The sequence below is a fragment of the Herbaspirillum camelliae genome, from assembly GCF_001929405.1.
GTDB lineage: Bacteria > Pseudomonadota > Gammaproteobacteria > Burkholderiales > Burkholderiaceae_D > Herbaspirillum > Herbaspirillum seropedicae.
On record NZ_KV880769.1, the window covers coordinates 950,620 to 969,691 of the forward strand.

Sequence of the window (19,072 nt, forward strand, 5' to 3'; positions counted from 1 at the left end):
TATTCATTTAAATTATTTATATTATTTTACAAACAAAAAAGCGCGTGCATTTCTGCACGCGCCTTTCGCTGAGCTGATCGAAAAAATCGATAAGCCGCTCAGGCCTTCACCACCGGCTCAGTATTGCGCAAACGAATATGCAGCTCACGCAGCTGCTTCTCATCCACTTCCGAAGGAGCATGCGTCAACAGGCACTGTGCACGCTGGGTCTTGGGGAAGGCGATCACGTCGCGGATCGATTCGGCGCCGGCCATCATGGTGACCAGGCGGTCCAGGCCGAAGGCGATGCCGCCGTGCGGGGGCGCGCCGTATTGCAGGGCGTCCAGCAGGAAGCCGAACTTCAGGCGGGCTTCTTCGTCATCGATCTTCAGGGCGCGGAACACCTTGCTCTGCACGTCGGCGCGGTGGATACGGACCGAACCGCCGCCCAGTTCCCAACCGTTCAGGACCATGTCATAGGCCTTGGCGATGGCTGCACCCGGGTTGGTCGAGATGAAGTCTTCGTGGCCATCCTTGGGCGAGGTGAACGGGTGATGCAGGGCAACCCAGCGCTGGCCGTCTTCGTCGTATTCGAACATCGGGAAGTCGACCACCCACAGCGGACGCCATGCGTCGTCGAACAGGCCATTCTTCTTGCCGAATTCGCTGTGGCCGATCTTCACGCGCAGCGCACCGATGGCGTCGTTGACCACCTTGGCCTTGTCGGCGCCGAAGAAGATCAGGTCGCCGTCTTGCGCGCCGGTCTTCTCGATGATGGCGTTCAGGGCCGCATCGTGGATGTTCTTGACGATGGGCGACTGCAGACCGTCACGGCCCTTGGCCTTTTCATTGACCTTGATGTAGGCCAGGCCCTTGGCGCCGTAGATGGCGACGAACTGGGTGTAGGCGTCGATTTCCGAACGCGGCATTTCTGCACCGCCCGGCACGCGCAGGCCGACCACGCGGCCGCCTTCGCTGTTGGCAGCGCCCGAGAAGACCTTGAAGTCGACGTCCTTCATGACGTCGGTCAGTTCGGTGAATTCGAGCTTGACGCGCATGTCCGGCTTGTCCGAACCATACATGCCCATGGCGGTGGCGAAGTCCATCACCGGGAAGGGGTTGGGCAGGTCGATGTCCAGCGCGTTCTTGAAGACCAGGCGGATCATGCCTTCGAACAGGTCACGGATTTCCTGTTCGTTCAGGAAGGAGGTTTCGCAGTCGATCTGGGTGAATTCGGGCTGGCGGTCAGCGCGCAGGTCTTCGTCGCGGAAGCACTTGGTGATCTGGTAGTAGCGGTCGAAGTTGGCCACCATCAGCAGCTGCTTGAACAGCTGGGGCGACTGCGGCAGGGCGAAGAATTCGCCGGCGTTCACGCGCGAGGGCACCAGGTAATCGCGCGCGCCTTCCGGGGTGGACTTGGTCAGCATCGGGGTTTCGATGTCGATGAAGCCCTGGGCGTCCAGGAACTTGCGCACTTCCATGGCGACCTTGTAGCGCAGGCGCAGGTTGTTCTGCATCTGCGGACGGCGCAGGTCCAGCACGCGGTGGGTCAGGCGGGTGGTTTCCGACAGGCTGTCGTCATCCAGTTGGAACGGCGGCGTCACCGACGGGTTCAGCACTTCCAGTTCGTGGCACAGCACTTCGATCTTGCCCGACTTCAGGTTGGCGTTGGTGGTGCCTTCCGGACGGTTGCGCACCAGGCCCGTGATGCGCAGGCAGAATTCGTTGCGCACCGATTCGGCGTTCTTGAAGACGTCGGCACGATCGGGGTCGCAGACCACCTGGACCAGGCCTTCGCGGTCGCGCAGGTCGATGAAGATCACGCCGCCGTGATCGCGGCGACGGTGCACCCAGCCGCACAGGCTGACGGTTTGGCCGAGCAGTGCCTCGGTAGTGAGGCCACAGTATTGGGTTCGCATGGACATGGTTGTGATTCCGTTGACAGTGTTCTTGTTGGATTCGAAAGAGAAGACGCTAAGGGCGAAGGCGGGGCTGGCCGGGCAGCGGACTGCCGGCCGCCCCGTCAATTCTTCGGCGCCGCCGCGTCGGTGATGATCTTCTTGTCGGTGACCATCTCGGGGGCGACCACGCCCATGGAGACGATGTACTTCAGGGCTGCATCCACCGACATCTCGAGCTCGATGGCATCGGCACGCGGCAGCATCAGGAAGAAACCGGAAGTCGGGTTGGGGGTGGTGGGCACATACACGCTGATGAACTCACCCGGCAGGTGATTCTTGACCTCACCACCGGGCGCGCCGGTCAGGAAGGCGATGGTCCACGAACCCTGGCGCGGGTACTGGATCAGCACGGCCTTGCGGAAGGCGTTGCCGGAGGGCGAGAACAGCGTGTCGGAGACCTGCTTGACGCTGGAATAGATCGACTTCACCACGGGAATGCGGGTCAGCAGGCCTTCCCACAGCAGCACCAGGCGGCGGCCGATGAAATTGCGCGCGGCCAGGCCGGTGAGGAATACGATCAACAGCGTCAGGATCGCGCCCAGGCCGGGGATGTTGTGGCCCAGCCAGTGCGCCGGCCGCCAGGCCTCCGGCAGCAGCAGCAGCGACTGGTCCATGGTACTGATGATCAGGTTGAGCACCCACAGCGTGATGGCCAGGGGAACCAGGATCAGCAGACCCGTGATGAAGTATTTGCGCATGGGGGAAAGGAGGACCTCGTTAGCTGGCGCTGGGGGTGGACGGGGCCGCCGCTGGGGCAGCCGCCGCCGGCGCCGAAGCGGGCGCAGCTGCAGCAGCAGCAGGTGCTTCGGCAGTCGCAGCGGGGGCGTCAGCGGTAGCGGCAATGCCGGTGCCATTGGCACCCTTGCTGTTGACCGTGCCACTGCCATTGCCCCGGAAATCGGTCACGTACCAGCCCGAACCCTTCAACTGGAAGCCGGCCGCAGTCAACTGCTTCCGGAAACTGTCCTTGTGACAGGACGGACAGACGGTCAACGCATCGTCAGAGATCTTCTGCAAGACATCCTTGGCAAAACCACACGCTTCGCAGCGATACGCGTAAATTGGCATGAAAACTCCGCAAAAAACTTCCAAAGCCCTGAATTATAAAGGCTTTTGGCGGAGTTTTAGTGAACCTGCCCGCGTGGGCGATGCGCTGGCGCGACGGCATGCACCGCCGCGCCAGGCAAATACTTGCTTTCTGGAAATCTTCTTCGCCACCCTGCCCTTCCGGCGGGGCCCTCCCGGCTCAACTCTCCACCGGAGCGGCGCGGCTGCTGCGCAGGGTGTCGAGGAATTCCCGGCACCACCAGTGTACGTCGAACTGGCGGATGTTCTCCATCAGCGCGGCATGGCGCTCGCGCCGTTCGGACTGCGACATCTGCAGCGCCTGCTGGATCACCTGGGCGGTGCCGTGGGTGTCATAGGGGTTGATGATGAGCGCGGCCTTCATCTGCTCGGCCGCACCGGCAAAGCGCGACAGCACCAGCACGCCGGGATCGTCCGCATCCTGGGCGGCGACGAATTCCTTGGCCACCAGGTTCATGCCATCGCGCAAGGGCGTCACCAGCGCCACCGCGCAGGCGCGATACAAACCCGGCAGGCGGCGGCGCGCTACGGTGCGGTGGATGTAGCGGATCGGCATCCAGTCGAAGTCGCCGAAGTCGCCGTTGATGGAGCCGCACAGGCTTTCCAGCTCGCGCTGGATGTCACCGTAGGCTTCCACGTCTTCGCGGCTGGGCGAGGCGATCTGTAGCAAGGTGGCGCTGTGGCGGTTTTCGGGATACAGGCGCAGCAGCTCGCGAAAGGCGCGGATGCGCTGCGGCAGGCCCTTGGAGTAATCCAGCCGGTCCACGCCGATGAGCAGGCGCCGGCGCGAATATTCGGCCTTGGTGCTTTCATAGGTATCGCGCGCTTCCTTGGCCTGGCCCAGGCGCTGGAACTCGGCCACGTCGATGCCGATCGGGAAGGCGTTGGCATGCACCGTGCGGTTGAAGGCGCGGAACTGGTTGGGACCGACCGGCTCGGCGGTCGCTTCGGCCTGCACGTACTGGGCGAAGTGCTGCAGGTCGGCGTGGTTCTGGAAGCCCACCAGGTCGTACGCAAACAGCGCGCGCATGAGCCATTCATGCGAAGGGATGGCGGTGAGGATCGGCGGCGGCGGCAGCGGAATGTGCAGGAAGAAGCCGATGCGCGCCTCGCAGCCCATGGCGCGCAGTTCGGCAGCCAGGGGGATGAGGTGGTAATCGTGGATCCAGACGATGTCATCGCGCTTCAACAATGGAAATAATTTACGCGCGAAGAGTTGATTGACCCGGCGATAACCGCCCAGGTGGCCGGCCTCGAAATGCGCCAGGTCCAGGCGATAGTGGAACACCGGCCACAGCACGCCATTGGCGTAGCCACGGTAGTAGGCGTCATGGTCTTCCTGCGACAGGTCCAGTTCGGCCAGGGTCACCGGGCCGGCCTGGTTCACGCGCAGCTCGCCCTCGCCGGGCGTGCCGTTCTCGATGACCTTTCCGCTCCAGCCGAACCACATCCCGCCGGTCTTCTTCAAGGTCTCGCCGAGGGCGACGGCCAAGCCGCCCGCAGCAGGCTTGCGTGGATCGGCCAAACGATTGGAAACGACGACGAGTCTGCCCATCAGATCACCGCCTCCCACGATGCCGACAGGCGCATCGCACAGTTGATGATGCCCACCATCGAATAGGTCTGCGGGAAGTTGCCCCACATCTGGCGCGTGACCGGATGCGTATCCTCCGACAGCAGGCCCAGGTGGTTGCGGGCGTCCAGCATGGCCTGGAAGATCTCGCGCGCCTGCTCCTTGCGGCCGATGCGCGAGAGCGCGTCGATGCGCCAGAAGGTGCAGATGTTGAAGGCCGTCTCGGGGCGGCCAAAGTCGTCCGGGGCTTCGTACCGGCGCATATAAGGGCCGTCGCAGAGCGACTTCTCCAGCGCTTCCACGGTGGAGATGAAGCGCGGATCGGTGGGCGAGATCAGGCCCACTTCCACCATCAGCAGCACGCTGGCGTCGAGGTCGCGGCCACCGAAGCTTTCGGCATAGGCCTGGCGCTGTTCGTTCCAGGCTTCGGTGAGGATGCGGTCGCCGATTTCCTTGGCGCGGTCGCCCCAGTAGCGGGCGCGCTCGGGCAGGTCCACGCGCGCGGCGATCTTGGCCAGGCGGTCGCAGGCGGCCCAGCTCATCAGCGCCGAGGAGGTGTGGATGCGCGAACGGGTGCGCAGCTCCCACATGCCGGCGTCCGGCTGGCTGTAGACCTCGTAGGCGCGTTCGCCCACGGCTTCCAGATGCTGGAAGTGCTCGGCCCCGGCGCGATGGTGCAAGCGCATGTCATGGAAGGCCTGCGCCGCGCCCAGCACGATATTGCCGTAGACGTCGTGCTGGAAGTGTTCATAGGCCTGGTTGCCGACCCGCACCGGCTGGTGGTGCTGGTAGCCCGGCAGATGATCCAGGATCTGTTCGGGCAACGCCTCTTCCAGCCCGATACCGTAGAGCGGCTGCACATGGCCGCCACCGGAACGCACCACCACATTGGTCAGCCAGCGCAGGTAGTCTTCCATGGTGCCCAGCTCAGAGAGACTGTTGAGTGCGCGCACCACGAAGAAAGCGTCGCGCAGCCAGCAATAGCGATAGTCCCAGTTGCGCTGGCTGCCCGGTGCTTCGGGCACGCTGGTGGTCATGGCGGCGATGATGGCGCCGGTATCTTCATAGACCGACATCTTCAGCGTGATGGCGGCGCGGATGACGGCGTCCTGCCACTCCAGAGGCGTGGCCAAGGCGCGGCTCCAGTTGCGCCAGTAGGCGGTGGTCTCTTGTTCAAAATCGCGGGCGGTGTCATTGATGCCGCCATGCAGGGTTTCATCCGGGCCGAGGATGAAGTTGTAGGGACGGCTGACCACGAAGGCAGTCTCGCCGACGATGTAGCTGATGGGCGCATCGGTGTTCAGGCGCAGGGTCTGTTCCTGGCCGACGTAGCGGATGTGGTTGCTGCCGCGCGTCTGCAGCGGCTCTTCACGGCCCCAGTCGAACTTGGGCCGCAGCACCACGCGCATGCGCGGCGCGCCCGAGAGTGGATGGATGCGGCGCACCAGTTGCAGCGGACGGAAGAAGCGGCCACGGCTCTGGAAGCGCGGGGCCAGGTCGGTGATCTCGATGCCCTGCCCCAGCGTGTCGTAGAGGCGGGTGCGCAGCACGGCGGTATTGGGTTCGTACCACTGCTCGCTGTGGGAGAAATTCTCCAGCTGGAAGGCCCACAGCGCGCCATTGTCGGTGGGGTCCAGCAAGGCATTGAAGACCGGATCGCCATCGAAGCGCGGCAGGCAGCACCAGACGATGCGGCCCATCTTGTCCACCAGCGCCGAGAAGGCGCAATTGCCGATCACGCCCAGCTCCAGCGAGGACGTCGAGGGCATGTCGTGGGCCTGGGCGGCCAGGTGCGGTTGTTCGGAATGCTGCGTCTGGGAGTGCGGTTGCGGTTGCGCTTCTTGCTGCGGATCGGGGCTGGGCTGGCTCATGGTTCCTCGTGCTCTGTTCTGTGGATCAGATTTCTTGATGGAAGGCGATGTGCTGTGCTGCGCACGGCAAGTTTGCCGGCAATACGGCTATCCGGAGGTGCTGCGCACCTCCACGCTCTGGCGCAGCAGGCCCAGCACCGCAGCCGGATCGGCCAGGCGCTGCAAGGCCTGCGTGGGACCGGCGCCGATCTTGATGCCCAATCCGCCGAAGACTTCGCCCTGGGCGATGGCAAATCCGGCCTCATCGGTCACGTCGTCACCGATGAAGACCGGGCGGCGGCCGCGGAACGGGGCTTCGTGCAGGAAGGCGGCGACGGCATCGCCCTTGTTGATGTGCGGCTTGGCTTCCACCACCATCTTGCCGTGCAGCAGGGTGAAACCGGGTTCGTGGCGCAGCGCCTCCATCATGGCGTCCACGCAGCGCTGCTCGAGATGGGCGGCGTGGCGGTAATGCAGGGCCAGCGCGCCGCGCTTGAGTTCCAGTTGCAAGCCGGAATGGGAGTCGACCAGCGGCAGCAGGCGCTCGCGCAGGTGCTGCACGTCCGGCACCGGCTGCTGCAGGATGCGGCCATCGGCGGTGCGGCGCTCGGCGCCATGCACACCAGCAGCCGGCAGGCGCAGCGGGGCCAGGAAGAAGTCGAGCTGGTCCAGGGGCCGGCCGCTGACGATGGCCAGCGCGCCGTCCGACTCCTGTTGTATCTGCTGCAACAGCGTGATCAGTTCTGGCGGCACCACGATCCCGTCGGGCTGGGGCGCCAGGTCGACCAGAGTGCCGTCGAAATCCAGAAATAAGGCGTCGGCAGCCATATCGTAGGGGCGAGTTTGCTCAGTCATACCTTTTGAGGTTGATGGAAGGCAAATAAGTTCCGGTTGTTTCTCGATTTCTTATCAAGAAAGCATCGAACAACTTCGAAAACCGGGCGTGGGCAATGCTTTGACAGCCCCTGTCCCAGCAGTTCTGACCAAGCCGTCCAAAAAGGAAAAACGGCCGCGCGGCAAGGCCGGGCGACCGTTTCACTGGAGCAAGAATGATCAGGGCTGGGCGCTGCCCTCGGCGGGCGCCGGCATCATGGGCGGCATCGGCGCCAGCACCTGGGGCATGAGCGAACCGACCACCATGCCGCCGATGGAGAACAGCAGACCGGCCAGTTGCGGCGGCCAGAAACCATCCGGAGCGACGTATTCCAGCGTGATCCACGACACCAGGCCCAGCACCATCGCCATCAAGGCGCCCTGGCGGGAGGCGCGCGGCCAGTAGACACCGAAGGCCAGCGGTACGAAAGCGGCTACGAGGGTCACCTTGTAGGCGTTCTCGACCATTTCATAGATGCTGGACTGGCTGTTCAAGGCCAGCGAGGTCACACCGATGGTGAAGACCAGCACCACGGCGCGCATGGAGAAGAGGAATTCACGGTCGCTCCTCCAGGGACGGATTTCCCTGAGCACGTTCTCGGTAAAGGTCACCGACGGGGCCAGCAGGGTGGCGCTGGCGCAGCTCTTGATGGCCGAGAGCAAGGCGCCAAAGAACATCACCTGGGCGAACACCGGCATCTTTTCCATGATCAGGGTCGGCAGCACCAGCTGGGAGTCGGTTTCCAGCAGGCGCGAGACCATCTCGGGATCGATCAGCGTGGCCGAATAGGCCAGGAAGATGGGGATGAAGACGAAGAAGAAATAGATCACGCCGCCCAGCACCGAGGCATTGCGCGCCACGTTCTCGTTCTTGGACGACATGACGCGCTGGAATACGTCCTGCTGCGGGATCGAACCCAGCATCATGGTGATCCAGGCGGCAAAGAACCACAGCACATCCTTGAGTTCGGCGGCCGGCCAGAAGTTGAACTTGCCAGCCTCGGCAGCATGGGCGATCACCACGCCGGGGCCGCCGACCATGCCGGAGACCTCATAGCCGATGTAGAGCATGCCCACCACCACGATGATCATCTGCAGGAAGTCGGTGATGGCCACGGCCCACATGCCGCCCATGAGCGTATAGATGAGCACGCTGCCGGCGCCGATGATCATGCCCCAGTGCATCGGGATATAGCCGCCCGAGACGACGTTGAAGACCAGCCCCAGCGCCTTGATCTGCGCAGCCACCCAGCCCAGGTAGGAAATGACGATGCAGATGGTGACCAGCATTTCGGCGGCGCGGCCGAAGCGCTTCTTGTAGTAGTCACCAATGGTCAGCAGGTTCATCCGGTACAAGCGCTTGGCGAAGAACAGGCCCACCAGGATCAGGCACAGCGAGGAACCGAAGGGGTCGGCCACGATGCCGCCCAGGCCCTCCTTGAGGAAGGTCGAGGACACCCCCAGCACGGCTTCCGATCCGAACCAGGTCGCAAAGACGGTCGCAGTCACCACCGACATCGGCAGCGAGCGGCCGGCGACGGCGTAGTCCTTCGAACTCTTCACGTAGCGGGTGGCATACAGGCCGATGCCGACCGAGACGACCCAATAGAGGACGACGAACCAAAGCAGTGCATTCATGCCATTTCCTTGCGGGGGGTGGAGACGAAAAACGCGCATTATAGCGGCAAGTTCTGCGCGCAAAGCCGCTTGCGGCAAGACTTTTCACCTGTCGCGACGGGACCACAGCTGTGCTGCCGCAAGTAGCCCGGATCGGGGTGTCGTCAAGCAAGAATTGCTCCTGCCAAGGGGCAGGAGTGTCAGTGCTTTGTCAGGGAATATCGGCTGGCGGAGCCGCCAGCCGGAGGTGGACTCAAGCGCCTTCGTTGTTGCGCTCGTAGGAGGGGCAACCGTTCTTGCCCCAGTTGCCGCTGCAGAGTTTCCAGAGGCAGCTTTCGCGGGCGAACACGGACAAGGTCTTGCACTGGGCCACCTGGTCTGCCAGCGAAGGGGCGGCTGGCGCTGCGGATATCGCGGGTGCGGCCACGCTGCTGGCCTGGGCGCGCTCGGCCTTGGCGCGGGCCTCGGCCAGTTGCTGCTCGGCCTGGCGGCGGCGTTGTTCACGCAAGGCCTGGGCCGCATCCTCACGGCGATGACGCGCTTCGGCCACGGCGCGCTTGTGCGCCAGCATGCGCGCTTTTTCTTCGGATTCTTCTTGCAACAGGGCGATGGCGTCGGGACTGGGGGCCTCGGCCACGGTAGCCGGCGCGGTGCTGTCCAGCGCCTGGGCAGGCGCGGCGGCGCTGGCCGGTGCGGCAGCGGGCTGGTTCAGGGTCGGCAGCTGCGTCACCATGGGCTTGAGCCCGCGCTGGGGCCACTGCTGTCCCACCCACAGGGCCGCGGCAATGATGACCAGGGTCAGCAGCGACACCCGCCATGCGCCTCGCTGGGATGGCTGCGATTGCGTCGTGGCCGCCTCGGCTCCCTGCAAGCCGCGCGGCTGCCTGGCATGCGCCGCGGCAGGCGCGCTGGCGGCCTGGGCGTCGCGGAGTTCTTCAGGGGCTTCAGCGGCGGTCACCACAGCGGCCGTAACGGCCGCTGCAGCCACGGCGGCAGCGGTGATGTGGGAGGCGCGGATGGCCAATTCTTCCTCGGCCTGCGCCGACAGCGCCATGCTGCCGGAGGGCGAGGCGGACTGCCCAGAAGCGTACTCGTAGGCATGCGCGTGCGCGGCGGAGTCGGCATGGCATGCCCCGCGCTTGTCGCGATCTTCCCCTGTGCGTTCCAGAACTTGCATGGAATTCCCCTGTGTTGCGTTACCGACCGCCGTCCCGGCGCCCGGTTTCCCGCTGACGTCCCCTTGTTGTCATGGCCCGGTCTCCGGGCGCGGATGAGCTCGCGCTACGGGCCTGCTGGCAGTCGGCTGCCGGTATTTTCTGGACGGACGGCTATTTTGCTCCCAAATTTCTGAAAGGCAAAATAAAGAATGCGGCTATGCAAAAAAAATCCGCATCCCAGCACCGGCGCATGTTGCCGGGCAATCAACAAAAACAAACGGCAGCCGCGTTTGGGCGGCTGCCGTGATGGCAAAACGTCAATCGATGGACCGCAATCAGCTGACGATCTTCTCCAGCGCAAACAGGTCGGCCGGGTTTTCACGCGCACGGATGAGGTGGGCGCGTTCGCCATCGACCAGCACCTCGGCCGCGCGGCCACGGGTGTTGTAATTGGACGCCATGGTCATGCCGTAGGCGCCCGCCGACATCAGGGCCAGCAGGTCGCCTTCGCCGATGGCAAGCTCGCGCGAGCGCGCCAGCCAGTCACCCGATTCGCAGACCGGACCGACGACGTCATAGATGCGCGGCTGGCCGGCGTTTTCCTTGACGGTCTTCACGCCGTGCCAGGCTTCGTACATGGCCGGGCGCATCAGGTCGTTCATGGCGGCGTCGACCACGGCGAAATTCTTGCCTTCGCCATGCTTGAGGTATTGCACCTCGGTCAGCAGCAGGCCGGCATTGCCGACCACCGAGCGGCCCGGCTCGAACATGACCTGGATGGGACGGCCCTGGTACTTGCTGGCGCGCCAGGCATCGACACGGGCAAACACGCGCGCCAGGTAGTCGCCGACGGCCACCGGCTGCTCGTCGTCGTAGCGGATGCCGATGCCGCCGCCGATGTCGAGATGATGGATGGGGATGCCCTCGGCTTCCAACGCATCGACCATGTCGATGATCTTGTCCAGCGCTTCCAGCAGCGGCGAGTCGTCCAGCAACTGCGAGCCGATGTGGCAATCGATGCCGACCACGTCGATGTGGGGCAGGGCTGCGGCGGCGCGGTAGCAGTTCAGCGCATCTTCATAGGCCACGCCGAACTTGTTTTCCTTCAGGCCGGTAGAGATGTAGGGGTGGGTCTTGGCATCCACGTTGGGGTTCACGCGCAACGAGATGCGGGCGCGCTTGCCCAGCGCACCGGCCACTTCGTTCAGACGGGCCACCTCGGGGATGGATTCGACGTTGAAGCAGAGGATGTCATGTTCCAGGGCCAGCTTCATCTCGTCGCGGCCCTTGCCCACGCCCGAGAAGATCACCTTGCGGGCGTCACCGCCGGCCGCCACTACGCGCAGCAGTTCACCGCCGGAGACGATATCGAAGCCCGACCCCAGTTGGCCCAGCAGGTTCAGCACCGCCAGGTTGGAATTGGACTTGACCGAGTAGCACACCAGCGCCCCGCCCTTGCCGCCCTCTGCGCGGCCCGCCTGCTGGCAGGCATTGGCGTAGGCGGAGAAATTCTCGACCAGGGCGGCCTTGGAATAGACGTACAGGGGGGTGCCGAACTGCTCGGCCAGAGTAGCGAGGGAAACCTGTTCGGCGTGCAGGACGCCATTGCGATAGGAGAAATGAGACATGGTGTCGGGTGGCAATGCGGTGATCGGAGCCCGCTGCGCGGGCCTGCGGTGAAGCCGGAGTTACTGCTTGCCGGCGGCGGGATCGGCCGGGCGCTTGCCCTCGGAGGCAGCAGCCGGTGACTCGGCCGGTTTGGACTGGGACTGGGGCTGAGTCTGCGCGAACGGATCGGGCGGCGTCTTGGGCATGAACAGCGGGCCCTTCTGGCCGCAGCCGGCCAGCATCAGGACGGCGCTGCAAAGGGCCAGGGCGGCGCTGCGACGGGCAAGAGAAGAATGTGACTTCACGATAAAATGGAGGATTACATCGAAATCTTAGAATGCCTTGGAGTGTAGCATGACCGAATCGGAATTCCTGGACCTGGCCGACGCCACCCTCAACGCCATCGAGACGGCTCTCGAGGATGCCTGCGACGCCAGCGACCTGGACGTGGAATGCAGCCGCAGCGGCAACGTGCTGGAAATCGAGTGCGTGGACAACGGTTCCAAGATCATCATCAACAGCCAGGCGCCGATGCAGGAGATGTGGCTGGCGGCCCGCTCCGGCGGCTTCCATTACAAGTACGACGGCCAGCACTGGCTCAACACCCGCGACGGCACCGAACTCTACGCCACCCTCTCGGAGGTGGTCAGCAGCCAGGCCGGCGTGCCGGTGACCATCCGTCCCTGAGCAAGCACAGCGGGCAGCTCGCCCGATGGCGCATGTCGCCTTTTGGGCGGCTGCGCGCTTATACTTGCGTGTTTTCCAACCCATCGCCGATTTGAAGCCAGCAGCATCCATGCGCCGTTCTCTCCAGCCCTCGCGGCGACATCCTGCTTTCCTGTTCCTGCAACGGGGCCTGGCGCGGCTGCGCTGGATCCTGGTGCTGACGGTGCTGGCCGTGGCGGCGGCCCTGCTGGTGCCGCCGCTGGTGACGCGCTTCAACCACGATCACGGTCCCCAGGCCCTGGCCGCCGAGAAGGACATGAAGGCCATCGCCGCCGGGCTGGAACGTTACCGCCAGGACAATGGCCGCTACCCGAGCACCCAGCAAGGCCTGCTGGCGCTGGTGATCAGGCCGGCACGCGAGCCGCTGGCCAATGGCTGGCAGTTGGGCGGCTATGTGGAACGCCTGCCGCGCGACCCCTGGGGCAATCCCTACCAGTACCAGGCCGATGACGACGGCACCAGCTATGAACTCTTTTCCTTCGGCCAGGCCGGCCCGGATGGCGGCGACGATGACGAGCGGGTAATCAGTCTGCACTAGGGCCTGCATCGGGCGCTTCGCCGCCCTTCTTCTTCCTTCCATTTCTTCACCTCCGCCCTTGCCTGCTGGCAATAGGGTGCCGCATCCTTGCGTCTTCTCATCCTGTCAGATGAGAAGAATCCTGAGGTCAGCTTCTGCAGATTTACATTTACTCACAAGTGTTATTAAATACGAATAATAATTATTCTTATTAATATCCAATCCTGTGAAAAAATCCATCAACTTGCGCCTCTCCCCGCTGCACCTGGCCGTACTGGCCACCTGTTCGCTCTCCCCTCTGGCCATCCTGCCCGCCTGCGCCCAGCAGGACACCACCACGCTGCCCGCCATCGAGGTCAGCGGTGCGCGCGCCAACGATGGCTACGTTGCACCGACGGCGGTGAGCGGCACCAAGAGCGAAGCGCCGCTGCGCGATATACCGCAGACCATCAACGTGGTGCCCGCCCAGGTGATCCGCGACCAGAACGCCAGCTCCCTGCAGGACGTGCTCAAGAACGTGCCGGGCCTGGGCCTGTCCACCGGCGACGGTCAGCGCGACCAGGTCTTCATCCGTGGCTTTACGGCCATCGGCGACCAGTTCGTGGATGGTTTCCGTGACGATGCGCTGTATTTCCGCGACCTGTCCAATGTGGAAAGCGTGGAAGTGATCAAGGGACCCGCCGCCGTCCTGTATGGCCGGGGTTCGTCGGGAGGGCTGATCAACCGGGTGACCAAGAAGCCTGGGGTGGATGTCAGCGATGTCAGCTTCACCGCCAACAGCACCGCAGGCCGCCGCGCCGAGCTGGACCTGGGACGCGCCGGCGAAGGCGCGCTGTCGTGGCGCCTGACCGGCGCAGTCGAGCGCGGCGACGGTTTCCGCGCCCAGCAATTCATCGACCGCACGGCCATCGCGCCGTCGGTGGCGCTGCGCTTCTCGGCCGATACCAAGCTGTTGCTGCAGATGGATTATCTGGAAGACCGCCGCATGATGGACTTCGGCATTCCCTCCTATCGCGGCCGGCCGGTCGATGTCGATCCCGGTACCACCTATGGCGCACGCAACGCCCGCGACGCCGACTTCGTGCAATCACGCGTGGCCTCGACCACGGCGACCTTCACCCATCGTTTCAACGACGAGTTTTCCTTCCGCAACGGGCTGCGCTACTACGATTACCACCTCAACCGGAACAACACCAATGGCGGCACCGTCAATGAGGCCACCGCCACGACGACCCTGAACCACGCCAAGCTGGTGCGGGATGAAAACGGCTGGTTCAACCAGAGCGAGCTGACGCAGAAGCTGCAGTTGGGATCGATCCGCCACGAGATTCTCTACGGCCTGGAACTGGGTAGCCAGAGCAAGGATTCCAGCCAGTCCAGCGGCGTCGTCAATTTCCCTGGCATCTCCATCTTCAATCCCGTGCTGCCGGTGGTCGACCCCAATCGCCTGAACCCGCCGACGCTGACCTATGGCACCTACGACACCTTCGCCACCTATCTGCAGGACAGCCTGAGCCTGAGCGAACAATGGAAGGCGCTGGTGGGCCTGCGCTATGACCGCTATCGCCAACAGTCACGCATCCTCAACCTGAATAACGGCAGCACCGCCGATCTCCAGCGCACCGACACCGCCACCAGCCCGCGCGCCGGCCTGGTCTGGCAACCCAGCCAGACGCAATCGTATTACCTGTCCTGGAGCCGTTCCTTCCAGCCATCGGGAGAAAGCTTCGCGCTGGCCACCAACAACGCCGACCTCGCACCGGAGCAGACCCGCAATACCGAAGCCGGCGCCAAATATGATTTCTGGGAAGGCCGCGCCAGCGCCACCGTCTCGGTGTTCCGCCTGGAGCGCGACAACATCAAGTCGGCCCTGCCCAGCGGCGTGATCATCCCGGTAGGCAAGCAGCGCACCGACGGCGCCGAACTGAGCTTCAGCGCCGATCTCAAGCAAGGCTGGAAACTGCTGGCCGGCTATGCCTGGCTCAATGCGGTGATCACCGAGTCTTCGTCGCTGGACAATGGCGTCCCCTTCAAGGGCAAGAACGCCACGCTGACCCCGCGCCATAGCGGCAACCTGTGGCTGACCCGCGAGCTGGGCGAGGGACTGGTAGTCGGCGGTGGCGCCAACGCAGTAGGCGCGCGCTTTGCCAATCCGGGCAACACCGTCACGTTGCCCGGTTACGTCACAGTCGATGCGATGGCGGCCTATCGCACGCCCAAGTATGAAGTGCAGCTCAACATCGGCAATCTCTTCAATACCGGGTACATCATCTCCGGCCACGGCACCAACCCCAACCTCAGCATGCCGGGTGCGCCGCGCAACGTCGCGCTGACGCTGCGCTACCACATGTAAGCCTGCCCTTATCCGAGGTCGGGGAAGGTCGTGCGCAGCCGGTACTGGCGCTGGCGGTAGTTGCCCTCCAGTCCGTCGAAGCCGCAATCGACATCGCCGAACAGGCGTGAGACGCGGTTCAGGGTCGCGCGCTGGGCGTCGGTCTGGATGGCAATCAGGCGGCGCTTGCTGCGCGCATGGTGGGCGCAGATGTCCACCACCAGACAGTGGCCATAGTCAGCCGCCTTGATATCGATGAGCAGCGCCTCGGGCTTGGTCAGCCCGAAGGTGGCCGCCAGTTCGATGCGGGCGCTGAGGAAGGGACTGCTGTTGCGCAGCTTGTCGGTGAGCAGCGCCTGCGCTTGCAAGGCCCAGCCCTGGGCATGCGGCTGCGCGGCGAAAGCTTCCAGCGCCGCCTGCGCCGTCGGCTCGCCCTGGGCCGCAGCCTGCTGCCACCAGTACAGCGCCTTGACGTCATTGAGCGGATCATCGCGGCGATGACGCCAGCACATCTGCGCCAGTTCGCATTGCGCCTCCACCAGTCCGGCCTGGGCCGCCTTCTCCAGATATTGTTGTGCCACCTGCAGATTGCGCTGCGAATAGATCGAGCGCGAATAGATGCGCGCCAGCGCATGCCAGCCCTGCGCCACGCCGGCTTCCCCAGCGCGCTCCAGCCAGTGCAGCGCCTTCTTGAAGTTGGCCAGTCCATGTTCCATGAAGATGCGCTCGCCCTGGCGATCGATCTTGGCGCACAACAGGCCCAGTTCCAGACAGGCTTGCGCATTGCCGCCCATGGCCGCCAGTTCGAACAGGATCTGCAATTCATCCGGATCCGGGGCCTGGCCGCGCAGGCGCCATTGGCCATAGCGCAACAGCAAGGTGGCTTCCTCATCGCTGAGCTGCACCGTACCGTGGATCTGCCCATCCTTCTCCAACTGCGCCACGGCGTTGGCATGACGCGCCAGCAGGCGTTGCGTGACCCGTTGCGCACCGCGCGCAAAGCTGGCCTCGTCACCCTGCTGCCAGGCCTTGTCCAGCACGGCGTACTGGGCTTCCTCGATGCCGGCGCGGGCCGCCTCCAGCATCAGCTTGTCTTCGTAGGCGGGCGAAGCTGCCGCCGCACCCGGCAGCATGGGCTGGCCGTGGCGTTGCATCTGCTGGGCCAGCAGCCACTGCGCCTCGTGGTCATCGCGACTGGCCAGCAGCGACAGGGCAGCGATGGCGCGCGCATGGGTGTTGCTGTCGAACTCGCTGGTATTGTCCAGCACCAGACGCGCGAAGATCAGGCCAGCCTGCGGCACGCCAGCCTCGAAGGCCTTCTCGTACCAGACGGCGGCTTCCCTGGGCGGCGACAGCTCCTTGACCTGTTCGTAGGTGATGTTGCGACCGATGATCATCCAGGCGTCATCCACGCCCTGCTGCGCTGCGCGCCGCAGCCAGTAGAAAGCCGTGCCTTTGCTGCGCGGCAGGCCGCTGCCACCGTTGAGATAACGTCGTCCCAGCGCCAGCTGTGCGCGTGACTCGCCCGCACGGGCAGCCTTGATGACTGCCAGTTCTTCTCTTGTCGCCATGTGATTCCTTTCTCTTGCACTGCCGGATGCACTAAATCCGGACAAAAGACTTCCCCTCCGCTGTGTTAGAAAACACAGCAGCACGATGTGCCAACGGGGCGATGTTCGGTGGATGAATGCAGCAGCGGATGAGCACTGCGCGCACCGATTTATATGGTGTCTATTAGAGCAGTCCGCAGTGCAAAAATCCCGCTGGGAAAGCGCTTATTACTATTCATTTACAAACGTAAAGATCGGCCACCAGTCAGGGTTTCGTCAGGTTTTTGCAGCACAAAAGCGAGCTTTGCAAAAGTTACAAATGGAGACGCCAGCGAGGGCTATCAGGTCGCTTGGGAAAGCGGTCGCAATGGGAATGCGAGATCATCATCCGGCTCGCATTGATGAAAATATTTTATAAGACGAGTGAGGGAACTTCCCCAAAAAAACTAACAAAAAAAGCGCCGCATGAAACTCATGCGGCGCTTTTTCTTCTGCACCAGAACAAGCATCGTCGTAGCGACGATGCTCATCAGGACATGCTTAGAACTTGTGACGGATACCCACGGCCACAGCACCTTGGTTGCCATCGGTGCCGCTGCTGTCAGCCACGCCCGGGTTGTTCAGGTCGGTAGCCTTGCTGTAGGCCAGGAAGGCGTACAGGTCGGTGCGCTTGGACAGCCAGTAGTCGGTGCCCAGGCTGACCTGGGTCAGCTTGGCCTTGCCGGAGACGCCGTCGAACTGGGCGCGAGTGTGATCCACCGCAGCCAGCAACTTCAGCGACGGGCTCAGGGAGTAGGCGGTACCGATTTCGTAGATGTCAGCCTTGTTGGAGGCTGCCAGAGTACGGTTGCTGATGGTCGCCAGCGAACCCACGCCAGCGGCGGTCAGGTTGGCCTGGGTGTTGAGGTCTTGCTTGACGCGCGACCAGTTACCGTACACACGGGCCGGACCGAACTGGTAGGACGCTGCCACGTTCAGGACCTTCTGGGCAGTGCTGCCAGTGTTGGCGCCGTTGGTGTACTGGTTGGTGCCAGTGGCAGCCAGCAGGGAGGCATCCGCCGGGGTCGAGCCAGCCTTGGACTGGTAGTAGTTGATACCCAGACCCAGAGGACCATTGTCGTACTTGCCGCCGATGCCGAAGGCTTGACCAGCGGAGGTCTGACCAGCGGTTTCGCCGAAGCCGTACATCAGGTTACCGGTGAAGCCATTCAGGTTGGCCGTGGTGTAGCTGATGGAGTTGTTGGTGCGGGTGCCTTCCAGACGATCCAGGTTGTGGCCTGCAGCGCCGGTCCAGCCACCGAAGTCTTGCACCGAGGTGTAGGACGAGATGGTGTCAGCGAAGTCGGTCTGACGACCCAGCAGGACGCTACCGAAGTTACCGGCCAGACCCACCACCGACTTGCGGCGGAACAGGGTGTTGCTGGTCTTGGAATCATCCAGGGCGCCGGTATCATTGGAGAAACCAGCTTCCAGGTTGAACACTGCGGAGAGGCCGCCACCCAGGTCTTCAGTACCCTTGAAGCCGATACGCGAACCCTGGATCACACCCGAATTCAGGCTGAACTTGCTGCCGGTGCCGCCGGTGGGGGTGGCAACCTTGCTTTGGTAGACAACACCGGTATCGACGATACCGTAGATCGTGACGGAGCTTTGCGCTTGCGCTGCGCCTGCGAACGCGCCCAGAACGGCGAGTGCCAGCAGAGATTTTTTCATGTGACGTCCTTCTCTAAAAATAGTCTTGAGGATCCGCACTTGCAGTCGGATGGACAGACATTAATGCTTCTGCTCGCGCATGACTGCACCTTGGTCGATAGCAGACATTTTTTAGACGGGAGCCGATGATTGAATTGGCTATTGTTGTATTTTTTTATCGCCTTATTTGCATCGGCTACACTCTGCTGACAGACAAGAGGAAGGCAAAAAAAGAAAGCGCCGATGCAGACACCGGCGCTTTCCAAAGACTAACAATTTGTTACACGATGCCCACAAGCAAGCGCGCAAAGCGCGGCGATTGTTTGCTCAGGACCTCACCTGCCTACTTTTCCTCATCACCATCGATCAGCTTCTTCAACAGCGCCGAACGACCCTGCTGGCGCTGCGTGGATTCACTCTTGCGATGCGACCCGGCGCCGCCGGCGCGCTGTTGCGCGGCCAGCGCCACCGGATTGCGGGGCTTGGATTGCGAAGGCTCGATGCGATAACTCAGCTTCTGCCGTGTGCCCAGTGTCTTGTTGGCCATCGCA

At 63.4% G+C, this 19,072-nt stretch carries 18 protein-coding genes; 5 read left to right on the plus strand and 13 right to left on the minus strand.

The features are described from left to right. Positions 1–98: 98 nt before the first annotated feature. The 8 genes from aspS to BGK68_RS04350 all read right to left on the minus strand — a co-directional run bounded on the left by aspS (position 99) and on the right by BGK68_RS04350 (position 10,116). On the minus strand, positions 99–1,904 hold the full coding sequence (gene aspS, locus BGK68_RS04315; protein ID WP_075256080.1) for an aspartate--tRNA ligase: 1,806 nt from the start codon (positions 1,902–1,904) through the stop codon (positions 99–101). A 98-nt stretch (positions 1,905–2,002) separates the two neighbouring features. Next, positions 2,003–2,638, minus strand: coding sequence for a DUF502 domain-containing protein (locus BGK68_RS04320; protein WP_075256081.1), 636 nt, complete (start codon positions 2,636–2,638; stop codon positions 2,003–2,005). A gap of 19 nt (positions 2,639–2,657) precedes the next feature. Continuing rightward, positions 2,658–3,008: an FmdB family zinc ribbon protein gene (locus BGK68_RS04325; RefSeq protein ID WP_075256082.1), complete on the minus strand. Its 351-nt coding sequence runs from the start codon at positions 3,006–3,008 to the stop codon at positions 2,658–2,660. Between the two features lie 178 nt (positions 3,009–3,186). After that, positions 3,187–4,581: an alpha,alpha-trehalose-phosphate synthase (UDP-forming) gene (gene otsA, locus BGK68_RS04330; protein ID WP_075256083.1), complete on the minus strand. Its 1,395-nt coding sequence runs from the start codon at positions 4,579–4,581 to the stop codon at positions 3,187–3,189. Continuing rightward, positions 4,581–6,470 carry a glycoside hydrolase family 15 protein gene (locus BGK68_RS04335; RefSeq protein ID WP_075256084.1) on the minus strand — a complete coding sequence of 630 codons (1,890 nt, stop codon included), beginning with the start codon at positions 6,468–6,470 and terminating at the stop codon, positions 4,581–4,583. The genes otsA and BGK68_RS04335 overlap by 1 nt, the downstream gene beginning before the upstream one ends. Positions 6,471–6,557: 87 nt before the next feature. Further along, positions 6,558–7,304 (minus strand): trehalose-phosphatase, encoded by a 747-nt coding sequence (gene otsB, locus BGK68_RS04340; protein WP_075256085.1) that lies wholly within the window; start codon positions 7,302–7,304, stop codon positions 6,558–6,560. Between the two features lie 198 nt (positions 7,305–7,502). Then, complete coding sequence (locus BGK68_RS04345; protein WP_075256086.1) at positions 7,503–8,960, minus strand: sodium:solute symporter family protein; 1,458 nt, start codon at positions 8,958–8,960, stop codon at positions 7,503–7,505. 232 nt (positions 8,961–9,192) lie between these two features. Then, the gene (locus tag BGK68_RS04350; RefSeq protein WP_075256087.1) at positions 9,193–10,116 is read right to left on the minus strand and encodes a phage tail protein; all 924 of its coding nucleotides are present in this window, start codon (positions 10,114–10,116) and stop codon (positions 9,193–9,195) included. 71 nt (positions 10,117–10,187) lie between these two features. Between BGK68_RS04350 and BGK68_RS27300 the strand changes: the two genes are divergently transcribed. Then, positions 10,188–10,403 carry a hypothetical protein gene (locus BGK68_RS27300; protein ID WP_143432943.1) on the plus strand — a complete coding sequence of 72 codons (216 nt, stop codon included), beginning with the start codon at positions 10,188–10,190 and terminating at the stop codon, positions 10,401–10,403. A 28-nt stretch (positions 10,404–10,431) separates the two neighbouring features. Here BGK68_RS27300 and lysA read toward each other — a convergent pair whose 3' ends face one another. Together lysA and lptM are read right to left on the minus strand one after the other, a co-directional pair. Beyond that, complete coding sequence (gene lysA / locus BGK68_RS04355) at positions 10,432–11,724, minus strand: diaminopimelate decarboxylase (protein ID WP_075256088.1); 1,293 nt, start codon at positions 11,722–11,724, stop codon at positions 10,432–10,434. 60 nt (positions 11,725–11,784) lie between these two features. Further along, entirely contained in the window at positions 11,785–12,009 is a 225-nt protein-coding gene (lptM, locus tag BGK68_RS04360) for an LPS translocon maturation chaperone LptM (RefSeq protein ID WP_075256089.1), read from the minus strand. A 49-nt stretch (positions 12,010–12,058) separates the two neighbouring features. On the opposite strand from lptM, the gene cyaY reads away from it, so the two are divergent. From cyaY to BGK68_RS04375, 3 genes are all read left to right on the plus strand, one after another. After that, on the plus strand, positions 12,059–12,391 hold the full coding sequence (cyaY, locus tag BGK68_RS04365; protein ID WP_013232237.1) for an iron donor protein CyaY: 333 nt from the start codon (positions 12,059–12,061) through the stop codon (positions 12,389–12,391). A 109-nt stretch (positions 12,392–12,500) separates the two neighbouring features. Continuing rightward, positions 12,501–12,968 carry a type II secretion system major pseudopilin GspG gene (gene gspG, locus BGK68_RS04370; RefSeq protein ID WP_075256090.1) on the plus strand — a complete coding sequence of 156 codons (468 nt, stop codon included), beginning with the start codon at positions 12,501–12,503 and terminating at the stop codon, positions 12,966–12,968. Between the two features lie 217 nt (positions 12,969–13,185). Further along, positions 13,186–15,300, plus strand: coding sequence for a TonB-dependent receptor (locus tag BGK68_RS04375; protein ID WP_075259673.1), 2,115 nt, complete (start codon positions 13,186–13,188; stop codon positions 15,298–15,300). Positions 15,301–15,308: 8 nt separating this feature from the next. On the opposite strand, the gene BGK68_RS04380 is transcribed toward BGK68_RS04375, so the two are convergent. Then, positions 15,309–16,850, minus strand: coding sequence for a tetratricopeptide repeat protein (locus BGK68_RS04380; protein ID WP_075256091.1), 1,542 nt, complete (start codon positions 16,848–16,850; stop codon positions 15,309–15,311). Positions 16,851–17,028: 178 nt separating this feature from the next. On the opposite strand from BGK68_RS04380, the gene BGK68_RS27305 reads away from it, so the two are divergent. Continuing rightward, entirely contained in the window at positions 17,029–17,247 is a 219-nt protein-coding gene (locus BGK68_RS27305) for a hypothetical protein (RefSeq protein WP_143432944.1), read from the plus strand. Between the two features lie 122 nt (positions 17,248–17,369). Here BGK68_RS27305 and BGK68_RS04385 read toward each other — a convergent pair whose 3' ends face one another. After that, positions 17,370–18,542, minus strand: a complete 1,173-nt coding sequence (locus BGK68_RS04385; RefSeq protein ID WP_075256092.1) for a porin — start codon at positions 18,540–18,542, stop codon at positions 17,370–17,372. A gap of 322 nt (positions 18,543–18,864) precedes the next feature. Then, positions 18,865–19,068, minus strand: coding sequence for a hypothetical protein (locus tag BGK68_RS04390; protein WP_075256093.1), 204 nt, complete (start codon positions 19,066–19,068; stop codon positions 18,865–18,867). Positions 19,069–19,072: the final 4 nt, after the last annotated feature.

Excerpts from the sequence above, each read along its gene's own strand:
- cyaY (WP_013232237.1), top strand. The coding sequence starts at position 12,059 with ATGACCGAATCGGAATTCCTGGACCTGGCCGACGCCACCCTCAACGCC.
- BGK68_RS04390 (WP_075256093.1), bottom strand. The coding sequence starts at position 19,068 with ATGGCCAACAAGACACTGGGCACACGGCAGAAGCTGAGTTATCGCATC.
- BGK68_RS04320 (WP_075256081.1), bottom strand. The coding sequence starts at position 2,638 with ATGCGCAAATACTTCATCACGGGTCTGCTGATCCTGGTTCCCCTGGCC.
- lysA (WP_075256088.1), bottom strand. The coding sequence starts at position 11,724 with ATGTCTCATTTCTCCTATCGCAATGGCGTCCTGCACGCCGAACAGGTT.
- BGK68_RS27300 (WP_143432943.1), top strand. The coding sequence starts at position 10,188 with ATGGCCCGGTCTCCGGGCGCGGATGAGCTCGCGCTACGGGCCTGCTGG.
- BGK68_RS04385 (WP_075256092.1), bottom strand. The coding sequence starts at position 18,542 with ATGAAAAAATCTCTGCTGGCACTCGCCGTTCTGGGCGCGTTCGCAGGC.
- gspG (WP_075256090.1), top strand. The coding sequence starts at position 12,501 with ATGCGCCGTTCTCTCCAGCCCTCGCGGCGACATCCTGCTTTCCTGTTC.
- BGK68_RS04335 (WP_075256084.1), bottom strand. The coding sequence starts at position 6,470 with ATGAGCCAGCCCAGCCCCGATCCGCAGCAAGAAGCGCAACCGCAACCG.
- BGK68_RS04350 (WP_075256087.1), bottom strand. The coding sequence starts at position 10,116 with ATGCAAGTTCTGGAACGCACAGGGGAAGATCGCGACAAGCGCGGGGCA.
- BGK68_RS04345 (WP_075256086.1), bottom strand. The coding sequence starts at position 8,960 with ATGAATGCACTGCTTTGGTTCGTCGTCCTCTATTGGGTCGTCTCGGTC.
- otsB (WP_075256085.1), bottom strand. The coding sequence starts at position 7,304 with ATGACTGAGCAAACTCGCCCCTACGATATGGCTGCCGACGCCTTATTT.
- BGK68_RS04325 (WP_075256082.1), bottom strand. The coding sequence starts at position 3,008 with ATGCCAATTTACGCGTATCGCTGCGAAGCGTGTGGTTTTGCCAAGGAT.
- BGK68_RS04380 (WP_075256091.1), bottom strand. The coding sequence starts at position 16,850 with ATGGCGACAAGAGAAGAACTGGCAGTCATCAAGGCTGCCCGTGCGGGC.
- otsA (WP_075256083.1), bottom strand. The coding sequence starts at position 4,581 with ATGGGCAGACTCGTCGTCGTTTCCAATCGTTTGGCCGATCCACGCAAG.
- aspS (WP_075256080.1), bottom strand. The coding sequence starts at position 1,904 with ATGTCCATGCGAACCCAATACTGTGGCCTCACTACCGAGGCACTGCTC.